Origin of the sequence: Pseudomonas brassicacearum (genome assembly GCF_009601685.2) — a bacterium.
GTDB lineage: Bacteria > Pseudomonadota > Gammaproteobacteria > Pseudomonadales > Pseudomonadaceae > Aquipseudomonas > Aquipseudomonas kilonensis_B.
Genome location: NZ_CP045701.2, coordinates 211,733 through 231,875 on the forward strand (window position 1 = coordinate 211,733; position 20,143 = coordinate 231,875).

General features: G+C 61.7%; 20 protein-coding genes and 1 tRNA gene. 17 read left to right on the forward strand and 4 right to left on the reverse strand.

All coding sequences use genetic code 11. The features are described 5' to 3' along the window. Nucleotides 1–3 precede the first annotated feature (3 nt). The 3 genes from pgaB to pgaD are packed head-to-tail and all read left to right on the forward strand — an operon-like array spanning nucleotide 4 to nucleotide 3,861. A complete protein-coding gene (gene pgaB, locus GFU70_RS00990; protein ID WP_153387467.1) occupies nucleotides 4–2,001 on the forward strand; it encodes a poly-beta-1,6-N-acetyl-D-glucosamine N-deacetylase PgaB in 1,998 nt (665 codons plus the stop codon). Between the two features lies 1 nt (nucleotide 2,002). After that, entirely contained in the window at nucleotides 2,003–3,358 is a 1,356-nt protein-coding gene (pgaC, locus tag GFU70_RS00995; RefSeq protein ID WP_058544684.1) for a poly-beta-1,6-N-acetyl-D-glucosamine synthase, read from the forward strand. After that, nucleotides 3,355–3,861 (forward strand): poly-beta-1,6-N-acetyl-D-glucosamine biosynthesis protein PgaD, encoded by a 507-nt coding sequence (gene pgaD, locus GFU70_RS01000; protein ID WP_058544685.1) that lies wholly within the window; start codon nucleotides 3,355–3,357, stop codon nucleotides 3,859–3,861. Before pgaC ends, pgaD begins: the two co-directional genes overlap by 4 nt. A 41-nt stretch (nucleotides 3,862–3,902) precedes the next feature. Here the strand turns inward: pgaD and GFU70_RS01005 are convergent, their stop codons facing one another. Further along, nucleotides 3,903–5,435, reverse strand: coding sequence for an apoptosis inducing factor family protein (locus GFU70_RS01005; protein WP_153387468.1), 1,533 nt, complete (start codon nucleotides 5,433–5,435; stop codon nucleotides 3,903–3,905). Nucleotides 5,436–5,574: 139 nt separating this feature from the next. On the opposite strand from GFU70_RS01005, the gene GFU70_RS01010 reads away from it, so the two are divergent. From GFU70_RS01010 to GFU70_RS01020, 3 genes are all read left to right on the forward strand, one after another. Then, complete coding sequence (locus GFU70_RS01010) at nucleotides 5,575–6,135, forward strand: YbhB/YbcL family Raf kinase inhibitor-like protein (protein ID WP_058544687.1); 561 nt, start codon at nucleotides 5,575–5,577, stop codon at nucleotides 6,133–6,135. A gap of 156 nt (nucleotides 6,136–6,291) precedes the next feature. Then, nucleotides 6,292–6,465: a hypothetical protein gene (locus GFU70_RS01015; RefSeq protein ID WP_165826057.1), complete on the forward strand. Its 174-nt coding sequence runs from the start codon at nucleotides 6,292–6,294 to the stop codon at nucleotides 6,463–6,465. Nucleotides 6,466–6,504: 39 nt separating this feature from the next. Beyond that, nucleotides 6,505–7,818: an MFS transporter gene (locus GFU70_RS01020; RefSeq protein ID WP_058544688.1), complete on the forward strand. Its 1,314-nt coding sequence runs from the start codon at nucleotides 6,505–6,507 to the stop codon at nucleotides 7,816–7,818. Between the two features lie 9 nt (nucleotides 7,819–7,827). Here GFU70_RS01020 and GFU70_RS01025 read toward each other — a convergent pair whose 3' ends face one another. Further along, nucleotides 7,828–8,706, reverse strand: a complete 879-nt coding sequence (locus tag GFU70_RS01025) for a LysR family transcriptional regulator (RefSeq protein ID WP_058544689.1) — start codon at nucleotides 8,704–8,706, stop codon at nucleotides 7,828–7,830. Nucleotides 8,707–8,813: 107 nt separating this feature from the next. Between GFU70_RS01025 and GFU70_RS01030 the strand changes: the two genes are divergently transcribed. The 7 genes from GFU70_RS01030 (at nucleotide 8,814) to GFU70_RS01060 (ending at nucleotide 14,967) form a co-directional block, all read left to right on the forward strand. Further along, nucleotides 8,814–9,815, forward strand: a complete 1,002-nt coding sequence (locus GFU70_RS01030; protein ID WP_153387469.1) for a zinc-dependent alcohol dehydrogenase family protein — start codon at nucleotides 8,814–8,816, stop codon at nucleotides 9,813–9,815. A 459-nt stretch (nucleotides 9,816–10,274) separates the two neighbouring features. Continuing rightward, nucleotides 10,275–10,898, forward strand: a complete 624-nt coding sequence (locus GFU70_RS01035) for a CsgG/HfaB family protein (RefSeq protein ID WP_162493981.1) — start codon at nucleotides 10,275–10,277, stop codon at nucleotides 10,896–10,898. 30 nt (nucleotides 10,899–10,928) lie between these two features. After that, nucleotides 10,929–11,288 carry a DUF4810 domain-containing protein gene (locus tag GFU70_RS01040; protein ID WP_116643462.1) on the forward strand — a complete coding sequence of 120 codons (360 nt, stop codon included), beginning with the start codon at nucleotides 10,929–10,931 and terminating at the stop codon, nucleotides 11,286–11,288. Further along, a complete protein-coding gene (locus GFU70_RS01045) occupies nucleotides 11,285–11,938 on the forward strand; it encodes a DUF799 domain-containing protein (protein ID WP_116643461.1) in 654 nt (217 codons plus the stop codon). The genes GFU70_RS01040 and GFU70_RS01045 overlap by 4 nt, the downstream gene beginning before the upstream one ends. 149 nt (nucleotides 11,939–12,087) lie before the next feature. After that, nucleotides 12,088–13,755, forward strand: a complete 1,668-nt coding sequence (locus GFU70_RS01050) for a vWA domain-containing protein (protein ID WP_116643460.1) — start codon at nucleotides 12,088–12,090, stop codon at nucleotides 13,753–13,755. Between the two features lie 25 nt (nucleotides 13,756–13,780). Then, nucleotides 13,781–14,353 (forward strand): RNA polymerase sigma factor, encoded by a 573-nt coding sequence (locus tag GFU70_RS01055; protein WP_058544693.1) that lies wholly within the window; start codon nucleotides 13,781–13,783, stop codon nucleotides 14,351–14,353. Further along, complete coding sequence (locus GFU70_RS01060; protein ID WP_193034271.1) at nucleotides 14,350–14,967, forward strand: hypothetical protein; 618 nt, start codon at nucleotides 14,350–14,352, stop codon at nucleotides 14,965–14,967. Before GFU70_RS01055 ends, GFU70_RS01060 begins: the two co-directional genes overlap by 4 nt. Before the next feature lie 280 nt (nucleotides 14,968–15,247). Here the strand turns inward: GFU70_RS01060 and GFU70_RS01065 are convergent, their stop codons facing one another. Further along, entirely contained in the window at nucleotides 15,248–15,496 is a 249-nt protein-coding gene (locus tag GFU70_RS01065) for a helix-turn-helix domain-containing protein (RefSeq protein WP_058544702.1), read from the reverse strand. Between the two features lie 168 nt (nucleotides 15,497–15,664). On the opposite strand from GFU70_RS01065, the gene GFU70_RS01070 reads away from it, so the two are divergent. Beyond that, nucleotides 15,665–15,937 carry a hypothetical protein gene (locus GFU70_RS01070; RefSeq protein WP_116643457.1) on the forward strand — a complete coding sequence of 91 codons (273 nt, stop codon included), beginning with the start codon at nucleotides 15,665–15,667 and terminating at the stop codon, nucleotides 15,935–15,937. A gap of 144 nt (nucleotides 15,938–16,081) precedes the next feature. Next, complete coding sequence (locus tag GFU70_RS01075; protein ID WP_116643456.1) at nucleotides 16,082–16,459, forward strand: hypothetical protein; 378 nt, start codon at nucleotides 16,082–16,084, stop codon at nucleotides 16,457–16,459. A 231-nt stretch (nucleotides 16,460–16,690) separates the two neighbouring features. Here GFU70_RS01075 and GFU70_RS01080 read toward each other — a convergent pair. Continuing rightward, a tRNA-Arg gene (locus tag GFU70_RS01080) sits at nucleotides 16,691–16,767 on the reverse strand. A 349-nt stretch (nucleotides 16,768–17,116) separates the two neighbouring features. On the opposite strand from GFU70_RS01080, the gene gabD reads away from it, so the two are divergent. Continuing rightward, nucleotides 17,117–18,559 carry an NADP-dependent succinate-semialdehyde dehydrogenase gene (gene gabD / locus GFU70_RS01085; RefSeq protein ID WP_109756567.1) on the forward strand — a complete coding sequence of 481 codons (1,443 nt, stop codon included), beginning with the start codon at nucleotides 17,117–17,119 and terminating at the stop codon, nucleotides 18,557–18,559. Nucleotides 18,560–18,730: 171 nt separating this feature from the next. Continuing rightward, the gene (gene gabT, locus GFU70_RS01090) at nucleotides 18,731–20,008 is read left to right on the forward strand and encodes a 4-aminobutyrate--2-oxoglutarate transaminase (RefSeq protein ID WP_058544698.1); all 1,278 of its coding nucleotides are present in this window, start codon (nucleotides 18,731–18,733) and stop codon (nucleotides 20,006–20,008) included. Nucleotides 20,009–20,143: the final 135 nt, after the last annotated feature.

A 20,143-nucleotide genomic window follows, 5' to 3' on the forward strand; every position in this document is an offset into this window, starting at 1 on the left:
AAGATGCCTGTCATTTCGCGATTCATCCTTCTGCTGGGGGTCTTGCTGATCAGCGCTTGTGCCCAGCAAGCCCCGGCGTTCACGCCGCCCTCGCAGCGCCCGCTGGCGGCCAATGACGCCCCGTGGCCAAAGAACCATGTGCTCGGCATCGCCTACCACGATGTCGACGACCGAGACCCGGACCAGGCGCTGGTGGCCGTGCGCACCGAACGCCTGATCGAACAACTGGCGTGGCTGCGGGAGAACAACTACCAGCCGGTCACGGTGGATCAGATCATCACGGCCCGCAACGGCGGCCCGGAACTGCCGCCGCGTGCGGTGCTGCTGAGTTTCGACGACGGCTACGCGAGCTTTTACACCCGCGTCATGCCCATCCTGCGTGCCTATAACTGGCCGGCCATCCTCGCCCCGGTCGGCAGCTGGGTGGATACGCCGCTGAATCAAACGGTGGATTTCGCCGGGGTGCCGCGCAAGCGTTCCGAGTTCCTGACCTGGGAGCAGATTCGCGAGGTTTCCAAATCGGGCCTGGTGGAAATCGCCGCCCACACCGACGCCAACCACAAAGGCGTGCTCGCCAACCCGCAAGGCAACCAGCAACCCGCCGCGACCACCCGGCGCTACGACCCCGTCACCGGTGGTTATGAGACCGAGGCCGATTTTCAGGCTCGCCTGCGCAAGGACGTAGTGGCCATTTCTGAAAAAATTCGCAAGGTCACCGGCTACAGCCCGCGCGTCTGGGTCTGGCCTTACGGGGAAGCCGACGGCACGGCGTTGCAAGTGATTGGCAGCGAGGGTTATCAAATGGCCCTGACCCTGGAAGACGGTCTCGACAGCCTGGATAACCTGATGAGCGGCCCACGCTTCCTGGTGGCGTCCGATCCGGATGGCGCCCATTTCGCCGAAAGCATCGTGTCCGTGCAGACGATTGACCCGATGCGCGTGGTGCATGTCGACCTGGATTATGTCTACGACCCGGACCCGGTGCAGCAGGAAGCCAATGTCGGCCAGTTGGTCCAGCGCATCTACGACCTGGGCGCCAACACCGTATTCCTGCAGGCCTTCGCCGATCCGAAAGGCGACGGCCTCGTGCATTCGTTGTACTTCCCCAACCGTCACCTGCCGGTACGCGCCGACCTGTTCGACCGGGTTGCATGGCAATTGCGCACCCGGGCCAACGCCAAGGTTTATGCCTGGATGCCGGTGCTCAGTTTTGCTCTGGATGCGAAGCTTTCGCGGGTACAGCGCTGGGATCCGGAAACCGGCAAGACCGGCGTTGCCCCGGACCAGTACGTGCGTTTGTCGCCGTTCGACCCGAACGTGCGCAAGGTCATCGGCGAGATCTACGAAGACCTGGCGCGGATGAGCTCGGTGGACGGCGTTCTCTACCATGACGACGCGGTGTTTTCCGACTTCGAGGATGCCAGCCCCGCAGCCCTGAAAGTCTATGCCGCCAATGGCTTGCCGACGTCCATTGCCGCCCTGCGGGCCGATCCTGCAGCGATGCAACGCTGGACGCGCTTCAAGAGCCGCTACCTGATCGACTTCACTCATGAGCTGACCGCCAAGGTCCGGGCGATTCGTGGCCCGCAGGTGCGCACCGCGCGCAATATCTTTGCCGAACCGATGCTCAATCCTGACAGCGAAGCCTGGTTCGCCCAGAACCTCGACGACTTCCTCGGCGCCTACGACTGGACGGCACCGATGGCCATGCCGTTGATGGAAAAGCAAACCCGCGAACAGTCCGGCCCCTGGCTCGAGCGTCTGGTGGACACCGTCAAGGCTCGACCCGGCGCGCTCAAGCGCACGGTGTTCGAATTGCAGGCCCGTGACTGGCACAGCAAGCCGGTCAGCGACATCGACGGCGAACAACTGGCCGACTGGATGGGGCGCCTCAAGCGCAAAGGCGTGACCAGTTTCGGCTACTACCCGGACAACTTCATCGAAGACCAACCCGCCGTGAAAACCGTGCGGCCGGCGCTCTCCAACAAGTGGAATCCTTGACATGCTCGACAGACTGCTCGCCCTGCTGGTGCTGGCGATCGTCCTTGGGGTGCCCCTGGGCCTGATCTTCCTGGTCACCGGGCAATTCCTGATGGACTTCGTGTTCTTTTACCCGCTGTTCATGTCCGGGCTGTGGATCGCCGGCGGCCTGTATTTCTGGCTGCACTGGGAGCGTCACTGGCCGTGGAAGGACGACACCTTGCCACCGCCCCTGGCCGGCGAGCCGTTGATCAGCATCCTGATTCCGTGCTTCAACGAGGGCGATAACGTCGCCGACACCATTCACGCGGCGCTGGGCCAGCATTACCCGAACATCGAAGTCATCGCCATCAACGATGGCTCGAAAGACAACACCGCCCAGATGCTCGATCAACTGGCAGCTGAAGACCCGCGCCTGCGCGTCTTGCACCTGGCGGAAAACCAGGGCAAGGCCGTGGCCCTGCGCATGGGCGCCATCGCGGCGCGCAGTGAATACCTGGTGTGCATCGACGGTGACGCGCTGCTGGCGCCGAATACCTGTGCTTACCTAGTGGCGCCGATGCTGGACAACGCCCGCCTCGGCGCGGTGACCGGCAACCCGCGCATCCGCACCCGTTCGACTCTGATAGGCCGGGTCCAAGTTGGCGAGTTCTCCTCGATCATCGGCCTGATCAAGCGCACCCAGCGGGTGTTCGGGCGGATCTTCACCGTGTCCGGCGTGATCGTCGCGTTCCGGCGCACCGCCCTGCACCGGGTTGGCTACTGGAGCCCGGACATGATCACCGAAGACATCGACATCAGCTGGAAGCTGCAACTGGATCACTGGAGCATCTTCTACGAGCCGCGCGCGCTGTGCTGGATCCTCATGCCCGAAACCCTGCGTGGCCTGTGGCGGCAACGGCTGCGCTGGGCCCAGGGTGGCGCCGAGGTGCTGTTCAAGAACATCCGTGGCATCTGGCAGTACCGCCACCGCTACCTGTGGCCGCTGTTGTTCGAATATTGCCTGTCCACCGGTTGGGCGTTCACGTTCCTGCTGTCAGTGATTTTCTGGGGCGCCGGCAAATTCATCGAAATGCCAGCGGCCATTGCCGTGGATCACCTGATGCCGCCGGCCTTCACCGGGCTGTTGCTGGCGGTGGTGTGCCTGCTGCAGTTCGCGGTGAGCATCCTGATCGATCGGCGCTACGAAAAAGGCCTGTGGCACATCATGTTCTGGGTGATCTGGTACCCGTTGGTGTTCTGGCTGATCAGCCTCTTCACCACTCTGGTGAGTTTCCCCAAAGTGCTGTTCGGGCAGCATCAGAAGCGTGCGCGCTGGGTCAGTCCGGATCGCGGTATCAAACCGTTCGATGATCAGGAAGAGGAAGTGATCCGATGAAAATTATCAGGACCCGACAACGGCCCTTTCTGGTGCTCATCGATGCGTTTTTTACCGTGCTGGCGTGGGTGGGGTTGTTGTACTTGCTGGTCAATGGGCTGTGGCCGCTGTTCGATAGCCAGGCCGGCCCGCGCCTGGGAGGATCGTTGTTCGACACCTTGGGGACCTTGCAGGTCTATGGCTGGATCGCGTTGGTCAACGCGGTGCTGTTGATTACCTGGGCGCGTTATCAACAGCGCAAGAGCCGCAGTTTCGCCCAGCGCCGGTTGCCGGCGCCGGTCGTGAATGACCAGGGCTTGAGCGCCAGTTTCAAGTTGACCGACGAGCGCCTGGACACGCTGCGCCAGCCAGGCTCCAAGATCATCCACAACAACCAGGACGGCGACATCAGCCACGTCGTGCCGCATTTCCACTTGCTCAGCCCCGACTTGCAGCCACCGCCCCTGGCGCCATTGGAGCGGCCCCGGGTTATCCATTTGCCGGCTGATCAGTCCGTGCATTGATGGGAGCTGACCCACCGCTATCGCGAGCAGGGGATTTGGGGCTAGGACGAGAAATCCCGGATCAGCCGCCATGCCTCGTCCACCGGCAACGGTTGTTTCATGCGCTGGGCCAACGCTGCCATGGCCCGGCCTTCATCACAGGCCACTGCAGCAGCAACCAGGCCGTCCTTGCCCAGCAAGGCAATAAAGGGTGGATGCTCGGGCGTGCCCTTGAATTCCACTTCGTCCCAGTGCTCGGCGTGGCCGAGGTAGTCGTAGCGTTTGCCGAAGTGATAGGTCCAGAAAAACGGCACGTCCAGATAGTGCTCGTCGCCGCCGAGCATGTTCGCAGCGGCGATGCGCGCCTGTTGCTGGGCCAGGCGCCAGTGCTCGATGCGCTGGGGCTGGCCGTTCAGGGGGAAGGTCGCGATATCACCGACGGCCCATAAGCCATCGGTCACTCGCATGCCTGCGTCAACGGACAGTGACTGGTCCTGTTCCCGTGGCAGCCCGACGAAGGGCTCGGTGGCCGGGCGCACGCCGACGCCGATGATCACCAGGTCCGCGGCAACGCGCTGGCCGTTCTCCAACACCACGGCTTCAACCTTGCCCGCCCCCTCGATCCGCGCCGCTTCGCTGTCGGCGCGGTACACCACACCGTTGGCCCGGTGTCGGGCCAGGATGGCCTGGCCGACGCTTTCACCCAGCTGTGCGGCGAACGGCACCGGATGCCGGGCCAGGACGGTGACGTCCAGCTCGCGCTTGCGCAGGGACGAGGCGACCTCCATGGCGATGAAACTGTCGCCGATGATCACCGCCTGTTGCCCTGGCCGGACCGTATCGAGAATCTGCCGGGCGTGGGCAATCGAACGCAGCACGAAGACTTGCGGCAAATCGATGCCGGGCAGTGCTGGCATCTTGGGCTCCCCGCCAGTGGCGATGAGCGCGGCGTCGTAGTCCAGGCGCCGGCCATCGGCAAGTTGGATGTGCCGAGTATCGGGGTCTAAATGGGTGACCTCGCCATGGAGCCTTTCGATGCGCTGCTGGGTGAAATAAGTTTCATCGCGCAGCGGCGCCGTCTCGTTGACCGCCATGTCGCCGGCCAACACGTACTTGCTCAGCACCGTACGGTCGTAGCCGGCTTCGGCTTCACGGTCGATCAACAGGATTCGCCCGCCAAAGCCCTTCTCGCGCAACGCCGCCGCGCAAGCGGTGCCGGCAGCACCGGCGCCGATGATGACAAACGTGCGCGGGTCATCGGCCGGCGGGACTTTATCGGTTGGCAGTGGTTGGTCGTCGACCCAGACATCACCGTCCCGGACCTCGACGTGATAGCGCGTCAGGCTGTCGAGGGCCGGCGGCTCACACAAGGCACCATCTTCAGCCCGGAACGCGGCCTTGTGCCACGGGCAAATCAGCCGTCCATGGCACACCGCGCCCTTGGCCAGTGGTGCGCCGGCATGCGGGCATTTGCCCTGGAAGGCGCGCACCTGATCGCCGGAGCGCAACAGCAGGATGGACGTGTCGTCGATTTTGACTTCGAGACCGCGGTCTTCGCGAACATCGGCGAAACGGGCGACTTGATGCAGAGACATGGTCATTCTCCGGCAGGCGTTTCCCCTTAGAGTCGTGGGGCCGGAACGAGGTTCAGCATAATTGTCACTGCAACCCGGGCGAAGCTGCGGCTATAGTTCGCAAGCCGTCCATGGCCAGACACGCACAAGGTGCCCCGGTATGACTCGATTGAACTCTCTCTCCCCTTGGCTGGCGGCCGTCGCCCTGGTGCTGTGCGCGCAAGGGGCTGTCCAGGCCGAGGAGCGTTTTACCCTCAGCATTCCGGGCGTGTCGGACAACCGCCTCTTCACGGCGGCGTCGGCCAGTGACGCCAACACCTGTGGTGGCAAGAACATTTCTCCGGCCCTGAGCTGGAATGCCGGCCCACCTGGCACCCTCAGCTACGCCATCGTCATGTCGGACCCTGACGGTCAAAGGGGCCAGGGTGTCGACCACTGGATCCACTACGGCATCAAGGCCACCACGCGGCAGATCCCGGTGGGCGCCGGCACCAAGTCCTCGCTGGAGGGCATGAGCGGCATCAACAGCAAGAACACCCACGGCTACATCGGCCCTTGCCCGCCCATCGGCGACAGCGCTCACCATTACCTGATCCAGCTCTTCGCCCTGGACCTGCCGCCGCAAGCCCTGCCCGCGGGCCTCACACGGGCTCAACTGATGGAAAAAATCAAAGGCCACGTCCTGCGCAACAGCAGCGTCGTGCGCCGCTACCATCGCTGACCCGAACAGCACAAAAACCGCGTGGCGAGGGAGCTTGCTCCCGCTGGGCTGCGACGCAGCCCCCCACAGTCGCGCTGACACCCAGACACAACATTGGCATCACACGCCAAAAGCGAGCACTATCGAGCCCCTGTTCACTCATGCCGGAGGATGGCGATGACGCAGAAACCCGACGGCATCGCCCGCCTTCTGAACTGCCCCACCAAGGGCGACGAGATGCGCCGGGCCATCGCCCAGAGCCGCAAGGATTTCCTGCCTGTCGACGAGGCCGAAGACGCCGAGCCAGGCCAGCCACCGGTTCAACCGGTGATTAATGATCGCGACGACTGAGCCGTCGCCCTTTTACAAATTTATTGTTCAACTCTGCCTATGACTGCCACCCCTGTTTTACCCGGTGACCGATTCAGCCGATCCGATTACAAGACCCTGGGCCTGGCCGCCTTGGGAGGCGCGCTGGAGATCTACGATTTCATCATCTTCGTGTTCTTCGCCCTGACCCTCAGCCAGTTGTTCTTCCCGCCGGAAATGCCCGATTGGCTGCGCTTGCTGCAAAGCTTCGGGATTTTTGCCACCGGCTACCTGGCCCGGCCCCTGGGCGGCATTCTCATGGCGCACTTTGCCGATCGCCTGGGGCGCAAGCGCGTGTTCAGCCTGAGCATCCTGATGATGGCCTTGCCGTGCCTGCTCATCGGGGTGATGCCGACCTACGCGCAAATCGGTTATTTCGCACCGTTGCTGTTGCTGGCGCTGCGTATCCTGCAGGGTGCGGCGGTGGGCGGTGAGGTGCCCAGCGCCTGGGTGTTCGTGGCTGAACATGCGCCGCTGCATCATCGCGGCTATGCCCTGGGTTTCCTCCAGGCCGGCCTGACCTTCGGCTACTTGCTGGGCGCCTTGACCGCAACAGCACTGGCGCGGATCTACACACCGGCAGAGATGCTCGATTACGCCTGGCGCCTGCCGTTCCTGTTGGGAGGTGTCTTTGGCGTGATCGGTGTCTGGCTGCGCCGCTGGCTGAGCGAGACGCCGATCTTCATGGCCCTGCAAGCCAATCGCGAAGGTGCTGCGGAACTGCCGTTGCGCACGGTCCTGCGCGACCACCGCCAAGCCTTGCTCCCCGCCGCTATCCTGACCTGCGTGCTGACCTCAGCCGTGGTGGTGTTCGTGGTCATCACCCCGACCGTGATGCAGAAAAGCTTCGGCATGACCCCCAGCCACACCTTCGCCCTGAGCAGCCTGGGCATCGTGTTCCTGAACATCGGCTGCGTCCTGGCCGGCCTCATCGTCGACCGCATCGGCGCCTGGCGCACCGTCATGCTCTACAGCCTGCTGCTGCCCGTGGGCATCGCCGTGCTCTACGCCAGCCTGATCAGCGGTGGCGCCTGGCTGGGCCTGGCCTACGCCGTGGCCGGCCTGGGTTGCGGCGTGGTTGGCGCGGTGCCGTCGGTGATGGTCAGCCTGTTCCCACCGAAGATTCGCGTGTCCGGCATCTCGCTCACCTACAACATCGCCTATGCCCTGTGGGCCAGCATGACGCCGTTGATGTTGATTGCTCTGGTGCCTTGGAGCCCGTGGGTGTGCGTGGCCTATTGCGGGGTGATGGGGGCGGTGGGCGTGGCTGCGGCGGCGTATTTTCCAGGGCGGCATGGGAAGGCTGCGCAGCCATCATTGGCCTGTGAATCCTAGGCCGGCTGTTCAAAGACGCTCGCGCAAAAAATCCACAAAGGCTCGGGTGCGTGCCGAGCGGCGTCGATCCTGACTGAACACGGCGCTGATGGGCAGCGCCAGTGGTGGGTAATCGGCAAGCACGGTGCGGACGGTTCCCTGGCGAACATCGGCCGCGAACAACCACTGCGGCGACAGCGAAACGCCCAGGCCCGACAGCACCATTTCCCGGATTGCCTCGCTGCTGTTGCAGGTGACGTTGCCCTTGATCGTGACGTTGTGCTGTAAGCCATCCTGGTCGAACCGCCAGACGTCGTAATGCTCCAGCAGCGTGAAAGCCAAACAGTTATGGCGGGCCAGATCAGCCGGTGCGAGGGGCGTGCCATGCAGTTGCAGATAGGCGGGGGAGGCGTACACCCGGCGCGGGCTGTCGCCGAGAGAAATCGCTACCAGCCCTTCGCTTTTCACCACGCCGATGCGAATGGCCAGGTCGATGTTCTCCTTCAACATGTCCTCGTTTTGATCGCTTAGCCTCAAGTCGATCCGAAGCTGTGGATGACGCGCGAGGAACTCGCCCACCAACGGCGCAATGCACAACCGGCCGAAACTGACGGGCGCCGCTACGCGCAGAAGGCCGGCGATCTGTTCCTGCCCACTGGCGAAACTGAGCCGTGCCGCGTCCACGCTGGCGAGTATGTCCTTGCTTTCAGCGTAGAAGCGCTGCCCCTGGTCGGTCAGCGCGAGATGGCGGGTGCTGCGGGCAAACAGTGCGCCGCCCAGATGCTGCTCCAACGCGCGGATCTGCTTGCTCACCGCCGGTTGGCCCAGGTTCAGCTCCCTGGCGACGGCCGAGAACGAGCCGCGTTCCACCACCCGCACGAACACCTGCATTGCGTCGAACAGATCCATCAGGATTCAGCCTCTTATTGGAATAAATCCTATCCATTGTTGCTCACTTATCGGAATGCGTCTTCGCTCGCACTATGAACCTGCCCACTCATTGGAGGTTTACCGTCATGAACAACACCATGTTCGCCGCCGTTGCCGAAACGGCTCAGGCTGCGCTGATTGTCCGTTCCATCTCCCGACCTGTTCCCGGCAAAGGCCAGGTATTGATCAAGGTTCATGCTGCCGGAATCAACCCGCTGGATACCAAGATCGCGGCGGGAGGCGGTGCCCATGCCCGCCAGCCGCTGCCCGCCGTATTGGGGATTGACCTGGCCGGGACGGTGGTTGAACGGGGAGAGGGCGTGAATGACTTTGCGCCTGGCGACGAGGTGTTCGGCATGGCCGGCGGGATCGGCGGGGCCCAAGGCGCGCTGGCCGAATACATCGCGGTCGACGCCCGCCTGATTGCACCCAAGCCCCGCTCACTGAGCATGCGCGAAGCGGCCGCCTTGCCGCTGGTCTTCATCACCGCTTGGGAAGGGCTGGTAGACCGCGCCAACGTTCGTAGTGGCCAACAAGTGCTGATCCACGGCGGCGCGGGCGGTGTCGGCCAAATGGCCGTGCAGATTGCCAATGCCCGAGGTGCCAAGGTCTACGCCACCGGTTCGGCCAGCAGCCAGGACTTCATTCGCGAACTGGGCGCAACCCCGATCGACTACCGGACCCAGGACACCGACAGCTACGTGCGCCAATACACCGATGGCGAAGGCTTCGACATCGTCTACGACACCGTGGGTGGCCCGACCCTGGATGCGTCCTTCAACGCGGTAAAGACCTACACCGGCCATGTGCTCAGTTGCCTCGGCTGGGGCCAGCACAGCCTCGCACCGTTGTCGTTCCGAGGGGCGAGCTATAGCGGGGTGTTTACGTTGATGCCGCTGCTGACTGGCAAGGGGCGCGAACACCATGGTCGGATCTTGCGGGAGGCGACGGCTCTGGTTGAGGCCGGAGCACTGCGGATCAAGGTGGATCACCACAGCTTTGATCTGGAGAACATCAATGAAGCGTTCGCACAGGTGGCCGAGGGGCGTGGCGATGGGAAAACGGTGGTGGAGATAGGGGGTAAGTGAGGCGGGCCCCCGCTTCGAAAAAAAGCCCGGTCGGTACGGATCACAGTGGGTTCAGGGTGGAATGACGCTGTGGAGAAGGAACTTGCTCCCGCTCGACCGGGCTGACGCACCAGTGCGGAGCGCTCACAAAAAAGAGTCGCTTCGCAGACAGGCCGGAGCAAGCTCACCGCGATTCAGGCACTTGAAGTGAGCACGTCTCGCTAAAAACCGGGCTTTCAAGAACGGATGTTGCAGGGACAAGTCAGTTGCAGAAAACCTCGCTGAGGCGAAAACAGCTTGAGAAGCGATACGAACCTCGTAAAATGCTGCCGCCATTGTGCTATCACGTCTTCAAGGACGAACTCAGCATTCTTTCCCGCATACCTGCTGCAATTTGTTGACTCTTCACTTCAGGAGCATCACGTGAAACTACCGTCCCCCATCCTGCTGTCGGGCCTGATCGCCGCAGCGCTGCTGACTATGGCCGGTTGTGCCTCGGAGAGCTCCCGGGCACTGCCGGTGGAAAAAGTCGCCAGCGCCAGCATTGCCTATGCCGGCCAGCGCGTACCGATCGCCGTGGGCAAGTTCGATAACCGCTCCAGTTACATGCGCGGGATCTTTTCCGACGGCGTTGATCGTCTTGGCGGCCAGGCCAAGACCATCTTGATCACCCACCTGCAGCAGACCAACCGCTTCAGCGTGTTGGACCGCGACAACATGAGTGAGATATCCCAGGAAGCCGCGATCAAGGGTACAGCCCAGAAGCTCAAGGGCGCTGACTACGTAGTGACCGGCGATGTGACCGAGTTCGGCCGCAAAGAGACCGGCGACCGCCAGTTGTTCGGCATCCTCGGTCGCGGCAAGACCCAGGTGGCCTACGCCAAGGTCAACCTGAACGTGGTCAACATCAGCACTTCCGAAGTGGTGTATTCCACCCAGGGCGCCGGTGAATACGCCCTGTCCAACCGTGAAGTCATTGGTTTCGGCGGCACCGCCAGCTACGACTCCACCCTCAATGGCAAAGTCCTGGACCTGGCCATGCGCGAAGCGATCAACCGCCTGGTGGACGGCATCAATGCCGGCGCCTGGAACCCGCGCAACTGAATAACCCGTACCCCAAGGAGTTGTACACGGATGAAGAAGGCAGTGAAGTTGGCGCTGATGCTGACAGCAGTCGCGACGGTCGCTGGGTGCCAGACGGCGCCTCAGGGTTTGTATCAATGGGAAAGCTATCAGCCGCAGGTCTACGAATACTTCAAGGGTGAGCCCAAGGAAGCCCAGGTCGAAGCATTGGAGCGGGATCTGCAAAAGATCAACGCCAGTGGCCGAAAGGCGCCGCCGGGTTATCACGCCCACTTGGGCATGCTGTACCTGAGCATGGGCAAGGATGACCAGATGGTGCAGGAGCTGCGCACCGAGAAGGCGCTGTTCCCTGAGTCTGCCGTATACATGGACATGCTGCTCAAGAACGCCAAAACCGGAGACGTCAAATGAGCCTTTTGAAACTGACGGGCGCCCTGCTGGCCCTGGCGTTGCTGGGCGGCTGTGCCGCTCCCAAGACCATTGACTATTCGGCCTTCAAGCAGGCACGACCCAAGTCGATCCTGGTGCTGCCGCCGATCAATGAATCACCTGAGGTGCAGGCATCCTACAGCCTCGTGTCTCAAGTGACGTACCCGTTGGCCGAAGCCGGTTACTACGTGTTACCGATTGCACTGGTGGACGAAACCTTCCGCCAGAATGGCCTGACGACGGCAAATGACATCCAAGGCGTGGCTCCGGCCAAACTGCATGAGATTTTCGGCGCCGACGCGGCGCTGTACATCACTATCACGGAGTACGGCACCCGCTACATGCTGATCTCCAGTGAAACGGCGGTCACCGCTTCGGCCAAGCTGGTGGACCTGCGCACAGGCATCACCCTGTGGACCGGCTCGGCTCGCGCCTCCAGTGAAGAGGGCGGAAACAACAGCGGTGGCGGGCTGGTTGGTATGCTGATCACTGCGGCGGTCAAGCAAATTATCAACAGCTCCACTGACGCTGGCCACCCGATTGCCGGTATTACCAGTGCGCGTCTGCTGTCGGCCGGTCAGCGCACCGGGATCCTGTACGGGCCGCGCTCGCCAAAATATGGTTCGGATTGATCGATCTGCGATAAACCTCCTGGCCACCATTGGGTGGCCAGGTAATGTCTTTTCAGTGCTCATCAAAAAAATTTCCAGTCGTTAACCCGAACCACAAATGCCCTGCGTCTGACTCTGTGAACGGATCATTCATTCACGAGGTTCAGCCCATGTCCCGTCCACTTCCCTTTATGCGTCCTGCTGCCCAGGGCTTCGCCGTGACTTTGCTGGTGGCGTTGGCCGGTTGTGGATTGTCTTCCCGGGAGGCCGCCAAGTCGTCCGAGCCGGTGCCTGTGGCGCCAAGCGTTGTACCGCAAGGCGAGATCGCCGAAGTGCGCCAGGCGACGGTCAAGCGCATGCTCATGAAGCCGGCATCGATGCCCGCCCCGAATGTGGCGAACGATGCCATCGCCGCGGGTTACCGCGCCGAGCCGCGTGAACAGTACGAAAAACTGCCGGACAACCCGATTCACAGCGTGGCCGAAACGCCGGTCTCCACCTTCAGCGTGGATGTCGATACCGGCAGCTATGCCAATGTGCGACGTTTGCTCAATCAAGGCAGCCTGCCCCCCGAAGGTGCCGTGCGGCTGGAGGAAATGGTCAATTATTTTGCGTATAGCTACGCCCTGCCCACCGACGGTTCATCCTTCGGCGTGACCACCGAAGTGGCCCCATCGCCGTGGAACCCCCACACCCGCTTGCTGCGCATTGGCATCAAGACCAGCGATCGCGCCGTGGCGGATCTGGCGCCGGCCAACCTGGTCTTCCTGGTGGACGTTTCCGGTTCCATGGACCGTCGCGAAGGCCTGCCGCTGGTCAAGAGCACGCTGAAATTGCTGGTGGACCAATTGCGCGACCAGGACCGCGTGTCCCTGGTGGTCTATGCCGGTGAGTCCCGGGTGGTGCTCAAGCCCACCTCGGGGCGCGACAAGGTGAAAATCCGCAACGCCATCGATCAACTCGACGCCGGTGGTTCCACCGCAGGCGCCTCGGGTATCGAACTGGCCTACCAGATGGCTCGGGAAAGCTTTATCGACAAGGGCATCAACCGCATCCTGCTGGCCACCGATGGCGACTTCAACGTCGGCATCAGTGATTTCGACAGCCTCAAGCAGATGGCGGTGGACCGGCGTAAAAGCGGCGTTTCCCTGACGACGCTGGGTTTTGGTGTGGATAACTACAATGAACACCTGATGGAGCAATTGGCTGACGCCGGTGACGGTAACTACGCCTACATCGACAACCTGCTCGAAGCGCGCAAGGTCCTGGTGGACCAGCTCAGTTCCACCCTGGCGGTGGTGGCGCGGGACGTGAAGTTGCAGGTGGAGTTCAACCCTGCCCAGGTCAGCGAATATCGCCTGCTCGGTTATGAGAACCGCGCGCTCAAGCGTGAGGATTTCAACAACGACAAGGTCGATGCCGGCGAGATCGGTGCCGGGCATACGGTGACGGCCTTGTATGAGATTGTCCCGAAAGGCGAGCCGGGCTGGTTGGAGCCGCTGCGTTACGCCAGTACGCCCCAGTCGGAGGGTAAATCAGGCGAATTGGCGATGTTGCGCGTACGCTACAAACCCGCTGAGGGCGGTAGCAGTCGATTGATCGAGCATCCCATTGCTGGCGTGCAGAACGATGACAAACCCAGCGATGACCTGCGCTTCTCCGCCGCCGTGGCGGCCTTCGCCCAGCAGCTCAAGGGAGATGGTCGTTACACTGGGACGATGAGTTTGAAGGACACCGCACAATTGGCTAGCTCGGCCCGTGGTGATGACCCGTTTGGGCTGCGTGCCGAGTTTGTGCAGTTGGTGGAGCTTGCGCAGAGCTTGAAACCTGCACCCTGACCAGCGAAAGGAGTTCGTCACCCACATGCCCGCTGCGCTTGATTCTCCCAGCGACGAATCGCTGCTGGCCCGCTACCGCAACGGCGACGGGGCTGCTTTCGAAGCCCTGTACGCCCGCCATCGGCAAGGGCTTTACCGGTTCCTCGTGTCCTTGAGCAACAAGGCCGAACTGGCCGAGGAAGTGTTCCAGGACACCTGGCTCAGCCTGATTCGCAGCACCACCGAGCCACAAGGCCGGGCAAGTTTTCGTACCTGGCTGTTCCAGATTGCCCGCAACCGCTTGATCGACCACTGGCGCAAGCATGGTGTCCACAACCCGTTGCACGACAGCTACGATGAGCAGCTTCACGTCCAGCCCGACGACACCAGCAGCCCTGAGCAACAGTTGAGCCTGAGTCGCGACCAGGCGCGTCTCGACGCGGCATTGCAGGCCTTGCCCGAAGATCAGCGGGAAGTCTTCCTGCTGCGCCTGCACGGCGACCTGGAGCTGCCACAGATTGCCGCCTTGACCGGCGCCCCACTGGAAACGGTCAAGAGCCGCTTGCGTTACGCCCAGCAGAAACTGCATCGACTGCTGGCCGAGGAGGTATCCGCATGATCGACCCTAAACACACCCCGGCCCCCGACGATAAAGTGCTGATCGAGCATTTCCGCCAACACGCCAGCGCCGAGCCGCCGGCCTCCCTGGACGCCTTCATCCTGGCCGCCGCCCGCCGTGAAGCCCCGACGCCCACGCCAAGCCTGTGGCAACGCTGGCTGCAAGCCTGCCAACGGCCGCGCTGGCAAATGGCATTCGCCACGGTCGCCGGCGTGGCGCTGATGATCGGCCTGGTGCTGCGCTCGCCCGTGCCCCACGACGAGCTGGCCGCACCCGCCTCGATGGAGTTTTCCGCTGATCGGCAAGCGCCCGCCGTTGCCGCCGCACCCCCACCGGCCATGCCCGCCCCCGCCCCGATCACCCGCATGGCGCCCCAGGGCGAACTGGCCCGGGCGCCGGCAAGCCCGATGCAATCGTTGGCGCAAAAGCCTGCGGCGAAAATGAGCAAATCGGCGTCGGCTGCACTGCCATCGCTGGAGCAGGGTTTGCTGGAAATCCTGCGTTTGCGCGAGGTGGGTGAGAGCAAGGCTGCTGATGAGAAACTGCTGGCGCTGCATCAGCGCTTTCCCGAGGAGGACTTGCCGGCGCGGTTGGAGGCGTTGCGCAAGCGTTGAAATCGGGTGGGCACTAAAAGGCTGGCACAACGTCCGTGGCGAGGGAGCTTGCTCCCGCTGGGTTGCGCTGTAGGAGCTGCCGAAGGCTGCGATCTTTTGATCTTTCGCTTGAGATTCAAGCGCCTGCGCAAAGATCGCAGCCTCGCTTCGCTCGGCAGCTCCTACAGGCCGAGCGGGGGGTAAGCTCCCCGACACAATGGCTTATGCAAGCCATAAATGAACGGGGCTACGGTCCATGACCGAGACATCTGAAATGCTAGTGGGCCCAGAAGCTGAAGGATCATTCGCCCTTGAGCGCCCTTTCATAGTCGGCTGAAAAACTCGTCAAATCGGTGCCCAAAACCAGACACAAATCCCGCAACTGAACCGTATCCAGCCTTCGCACCCCCCGCTCCACATCGCTCATGAATGACTGCGGTCTGCCCAGCGCTGCCGAACACTGTGCCTGAGTCAGTCCGGATTCGATGCGTATGCGCTTGAGGACCTGAAGAAAAACCTCGTGCTCGCGTCGATAAATAGCTTTGGTCATGGCTGCATCCATTGAGATTCGCTTCGCCACGCTATATCTGCTTTTCGGATATCTGAATTTCAGGTATTTTGATTTGAATGGCGGTTAGGACGGAGCGTTCAGGCTCTTTCTTGGCGCCTGGAGTCCGTTTCATCCATTTATCGATTCGCCTGACAAGGAGTCATGCGGATGTCGCATTACATACCGTTGCAAACCAACAATCCCGAGTGCCCCGTTCTACTGATCGACAGCCAGATGCCCACCGCGATGCTGATTGACAGTGCGCTCAGCCGCATCAAGGCTGGGACCGACCTTTTGGAAAGCATCACTTCGGTCACGATCAAGGGCATCGACGATGGGGATTTGTATAGATTTACCAACGCGGCGTATCTGCTGCTGCGAGAAGGTTCGGACTTGCTGGAGGTGGTGAGTCGTAATGTCGATGGTGCTGGCAGATCGTAACCGTAGTAAGCAGGCGCTCGTGCATGGGGCTGCATGCAAGACGTGCCTGCTGCATGTCGTATTGATGGAGCCGGATTGAGTGAATGGTATCTTGCACGCAAGGTGCGTCCGCTACTTAACCCCCAAAGGTAAAGGCCCTCTCCCATGGTTATTATCAAGCAAGGTAGCGTCCAGGGACGTTTGTATTCTGTTGGTGGGGAGGGCGTGACGGTTCCTGTTCTGCTTGAGGGCAGCGGTGGCGAAAGTCTTTTTTGTGAAGCCGATGCGGCATTGGCAGAACAGTTAGGTAACCTGTTGTTCAAGTCCATCCGTGTCCATGGGGCGGGGGCGTGGGAAAGTCGGCCACAGGGGGGCTGGCGCCTGCGGAGAATGTTCATTCAATCCTACGAGAGCCTTGAGCAAATATCTTTGCGCAGTGCGGTTGCCCAGCTTAAAGAACTCGATGGTGCTGTCTGGAGCGGGATGGACGATCCTCATGGAGTAATTCAGCGCTTGAGAAATGAGGAGTATAGGACAACCTGATTGATGACCTTTTTCGTGACGTCACGTAAGCGGTGCTGCTGCCGGGTGGTTGACGGAAGACCCCTAGCCTTTATAGTTGATCGCAACACGGCCCCTGTCGGTTGATGCGCTGCGGCGCTGATACCGCTCAGGGGTTTTTTAATGCCTGAATTGCTTACTTGCAGGCTCCCAAGGTTAGACGCCCACAAAAAAGCCCCAGGTCTTGCGACCTGGGGCTTTTGATTCTGAAGATGGTGCACCAGGCGGGATTCGAACCCACGACCCCTGCCTTCGGAGGGCAGTACTCTATCCAGCTGAGCTACTGGTGCGACGCGGGCGCCATGATACTCATATGCATCGCGGGCGTCCATGCTGCTGATTTGCCGGTGTTTTCATAAGCCTGGGCGGGCATCGGCTACGCTGATCAGAAAAAGCGGGCAAATTCGGCTTTTTCGTTCTTTTTTTCGAACAGCCTATTGTCCTTCACCCCTATCGGCCCTAGGATTCGTTTGAGATTTCAAACGCTCTTGTCTGGGTGCTGAACCGCACGTCTGTGCTTATGTGCGTTATTTCTGTGCTTCAGCCCGGTGAATGATTTCCCTGACGGCAGCCCCCGAGGCGCCTTTCTACAAATCTAATTCGCTCCGCGCGTGCGCGGTGCTGTTAAGGAAAGCCGACATGCAGCTTAAAGACACCCAGTTGTTCCGCCAACAAGCCTTTATCGATGGCGCTTGGGTCGATGCGGACAATGGTCAGACGATCAACGTCACCAACCCGGCAACGGGCGAAGTACTGGGCACTGTGCCGAAAATGGGCGCCGCCGAAACCCGTCGGGCGATTGAAGCCGCCGACAAGGCACTGCCGGCCTGGCGTGCGCTGACGGCCAAGGAGCGCGCCAACAAGCTGCGCCGCTGGTACGAATTGCTGATCGAGAACCAGGACGACCTCGGTCGCCTGATGACCCTGGAACAAGGCAAGCCGCTGGCCGAAGCCAAGGGCGAAATCGTCTACGCCGCCTCGTTCATCGAGTGGTTTGCCGAAGAAGCCAAGCGCATCTACGGTGATGTGATTCCCGGCCACCAGCCCGACAAGCGCCTGATCGTGATCAAGCAGCCGATCGGCGTGACCGCGGCCATTACCCCGTGGAACTTCCCGGCCGCGATGATCACCCGCAAGGCCGGCCCAGCCCTGGCCGCTGGTTGCACCATGGTCATCAAGCCAGCTTCGCAAACCCCTTTCTCGGCCCTGGCCCTGGTGGAACTGGCGCACCGTGCTGGCATTCCGCAAGGCGTGTTGAGCGTTGTCACCGGCAGTGCCGGCGACATCGGCGGCGAGCTGACCAGCAACCCGATCGTGCGCAAGCTGTCCTTCACCGGTTCGACCGAGATCGGTCGCCAACTGATGGCCGAATGTGCCAAGGACATCAAGAAAGTCTCCTTGGAACTGGGCGGCAACGCACCATTCATCGTGTTCGACGACGCGGACCTGGATAAGGCCGTCGAAGGCGCGATCATTTCCAAATACCGCAACAACGGCCAGACCTGCGTCTGCGCCAACCGTCTGTACATCCAGGATTCGGTGTACGACGCATTCGCCGAAAAACTCAAGGCAGCGGTCGCCAAGCTCAAGATCGGCAACGGCCTGGACGATGGCACCACAACAGGTCCCTTGATCGACGGCAAAGCGGTCGCCAAGGTGCAGGAACACATCGCTGATGCAGTCAGCAAAGGCGCGACCGTGCTGTCAGGCGGCAAGGCAATGGAAGGCAACTTCTTCGAGCCGACCATCCTGACCAACGTGCCGAAGAATGCCGCCGTGGCGAAGGAAGAAACCTTCGGTCCGCTGGCACCGCTGTTCCGCTTCAAAGACGAAGCCGAAGTGATCGCGATGTCCAACGACACCGAGTTCGGCCTGGCCTCGTACTTCTATGCCCGCGACCTGGGCCGTGTGTTCCGTGTGGCCGAAGCCCTGGAATACGGCATGGTCGGCGTCAACACCGGATTGATTTCCAACGAAGTCGCGCCGTTCGGCGGCATCAAGGCTTCGGGCCTGGGCCGTGAAGGCTCCAAGTACGGCATTGAGGATTACCTGGAAATCAAATACCTCTGCCTGGGTATCTGATCTGCTTCAAGCGCAAAGGGCACGAGAGCGCTGTCCCTTTGCGCGTTTCACCCGTTCTGTTTCTTGTGGCCGGAACGCTGCGGCAGTCGATCATCGCATGCTGTCGCAGTTGCCTCCCCGCCATGTATTCCTTGATCCACGCCGCCCCGAGCTGCGAATGAGGACATTTTAATGAGCAAGACCAACGCAGACCTGATGGCCCGCCGTATCGCCGCTGTTCCACGCGGTGTTGGCCAGATTCACCCGATCTTTGCCGAATCGGCGAAGAACGCCACGGTAACCGACGTTGAAGGTCGTGAGTTCATCGACTTCGCCGGCGGCATCGCCGTGCTGAACACCGGCCACGTACACCCGAAAATCATCGCCGCCGTGACCGAACAGCTGAACAAGCTGACCCACACCTGCTTCCAGGTCCTGGCCTACGAGCCGTACGTGGAACTGTGCGAAAAAATCAACGCCAAGGTCCCGGGTGACTTCGCCAAGAAAACCCTGCTGGTGACCACCGGTTCGGAAGCGGTGGAAAACGCCGTGAAAATCGCCCGCGCCGCCACGGGCCGTGCCGGTGTGATCGCCTTCACCGGCGCTTACCACGGTCGCACCATGATGACCCTGGGCCTGACCGGTAAAGTCGTACCGTACTCGGCCGGCATGGGCTTGATGCCCGGCGGCATCTTCCGCGCGCTGTACCCGAACGAGCTGCACGGCGTGAGCATCGACGATTCCATCGCCAGCATCGAGCGCATCTTCAAGAACGACGCCGAACCGCGTGACATCGCGGCAATCATCATCGAGCCGGTACAGGGCGAGGGTGGTTTTTATGTGGCGCCCAAGGAATTCATGAAGCGCCTGCGCGCCCTGTGCGACCAGCACGGCATCCTGTTGATCGCTGACGAAGTGCAGACCGGCGCCGGCCGTACCGGCACCTTCTTCGCCATGGAGCAGATGGGCGTTGCCGCCGACCTGACCACGTTCGCCAAATCCATCGCTGGCGGTTTCCCGTTGGCCGGTGTGTGCGGCAAGGCCGAGTACATGGATGCCATCGCGCCGGGTGGCCTGGGTGGCACCTACGCCGGTAGCCCGATCGCCTGTGCGGCGGCGTTGGCGGTGATGGAAGTGTTCGAAGAAGAACACCTGCTGGAGCGCTGCAAGGCCGTGGGCGAGCGTCTGGTGACTGGCCTCAAGGCGATCCAGAAGAAGTACCCGGTCATTGGTGATGTGCGTGCCCTGGGCGCGATGATCGCCGTGGAGTTGTTCGAAAACGGCGACTCCCACAAGCCGAACGCGGCAGCGGTAGCCCAAGTCGTGGCCAAGGCGCGTGACAAGGGCTTGATCCTGCTGTCCTGCGGCACCTATGGCAACGTTTTGCGGGTGCTGGTGCCGCTGACCGCGCCGGACGAGCAACTGGACAAAGGCCTGGCAATCATCGAAGAGTGCTTCTCCGAACTCTGAGTGACGGTTGCGCGCTGATCCACAAAAACCCGCCTTCTGGCGGGTTTTTTCATATCTGCGAACCTGCCTGGTGGATTTTGAGCTGTCTGGAACGACCACCAAGGTCTAAGGTGCAAGTATGGCAAGGGAGCGTGC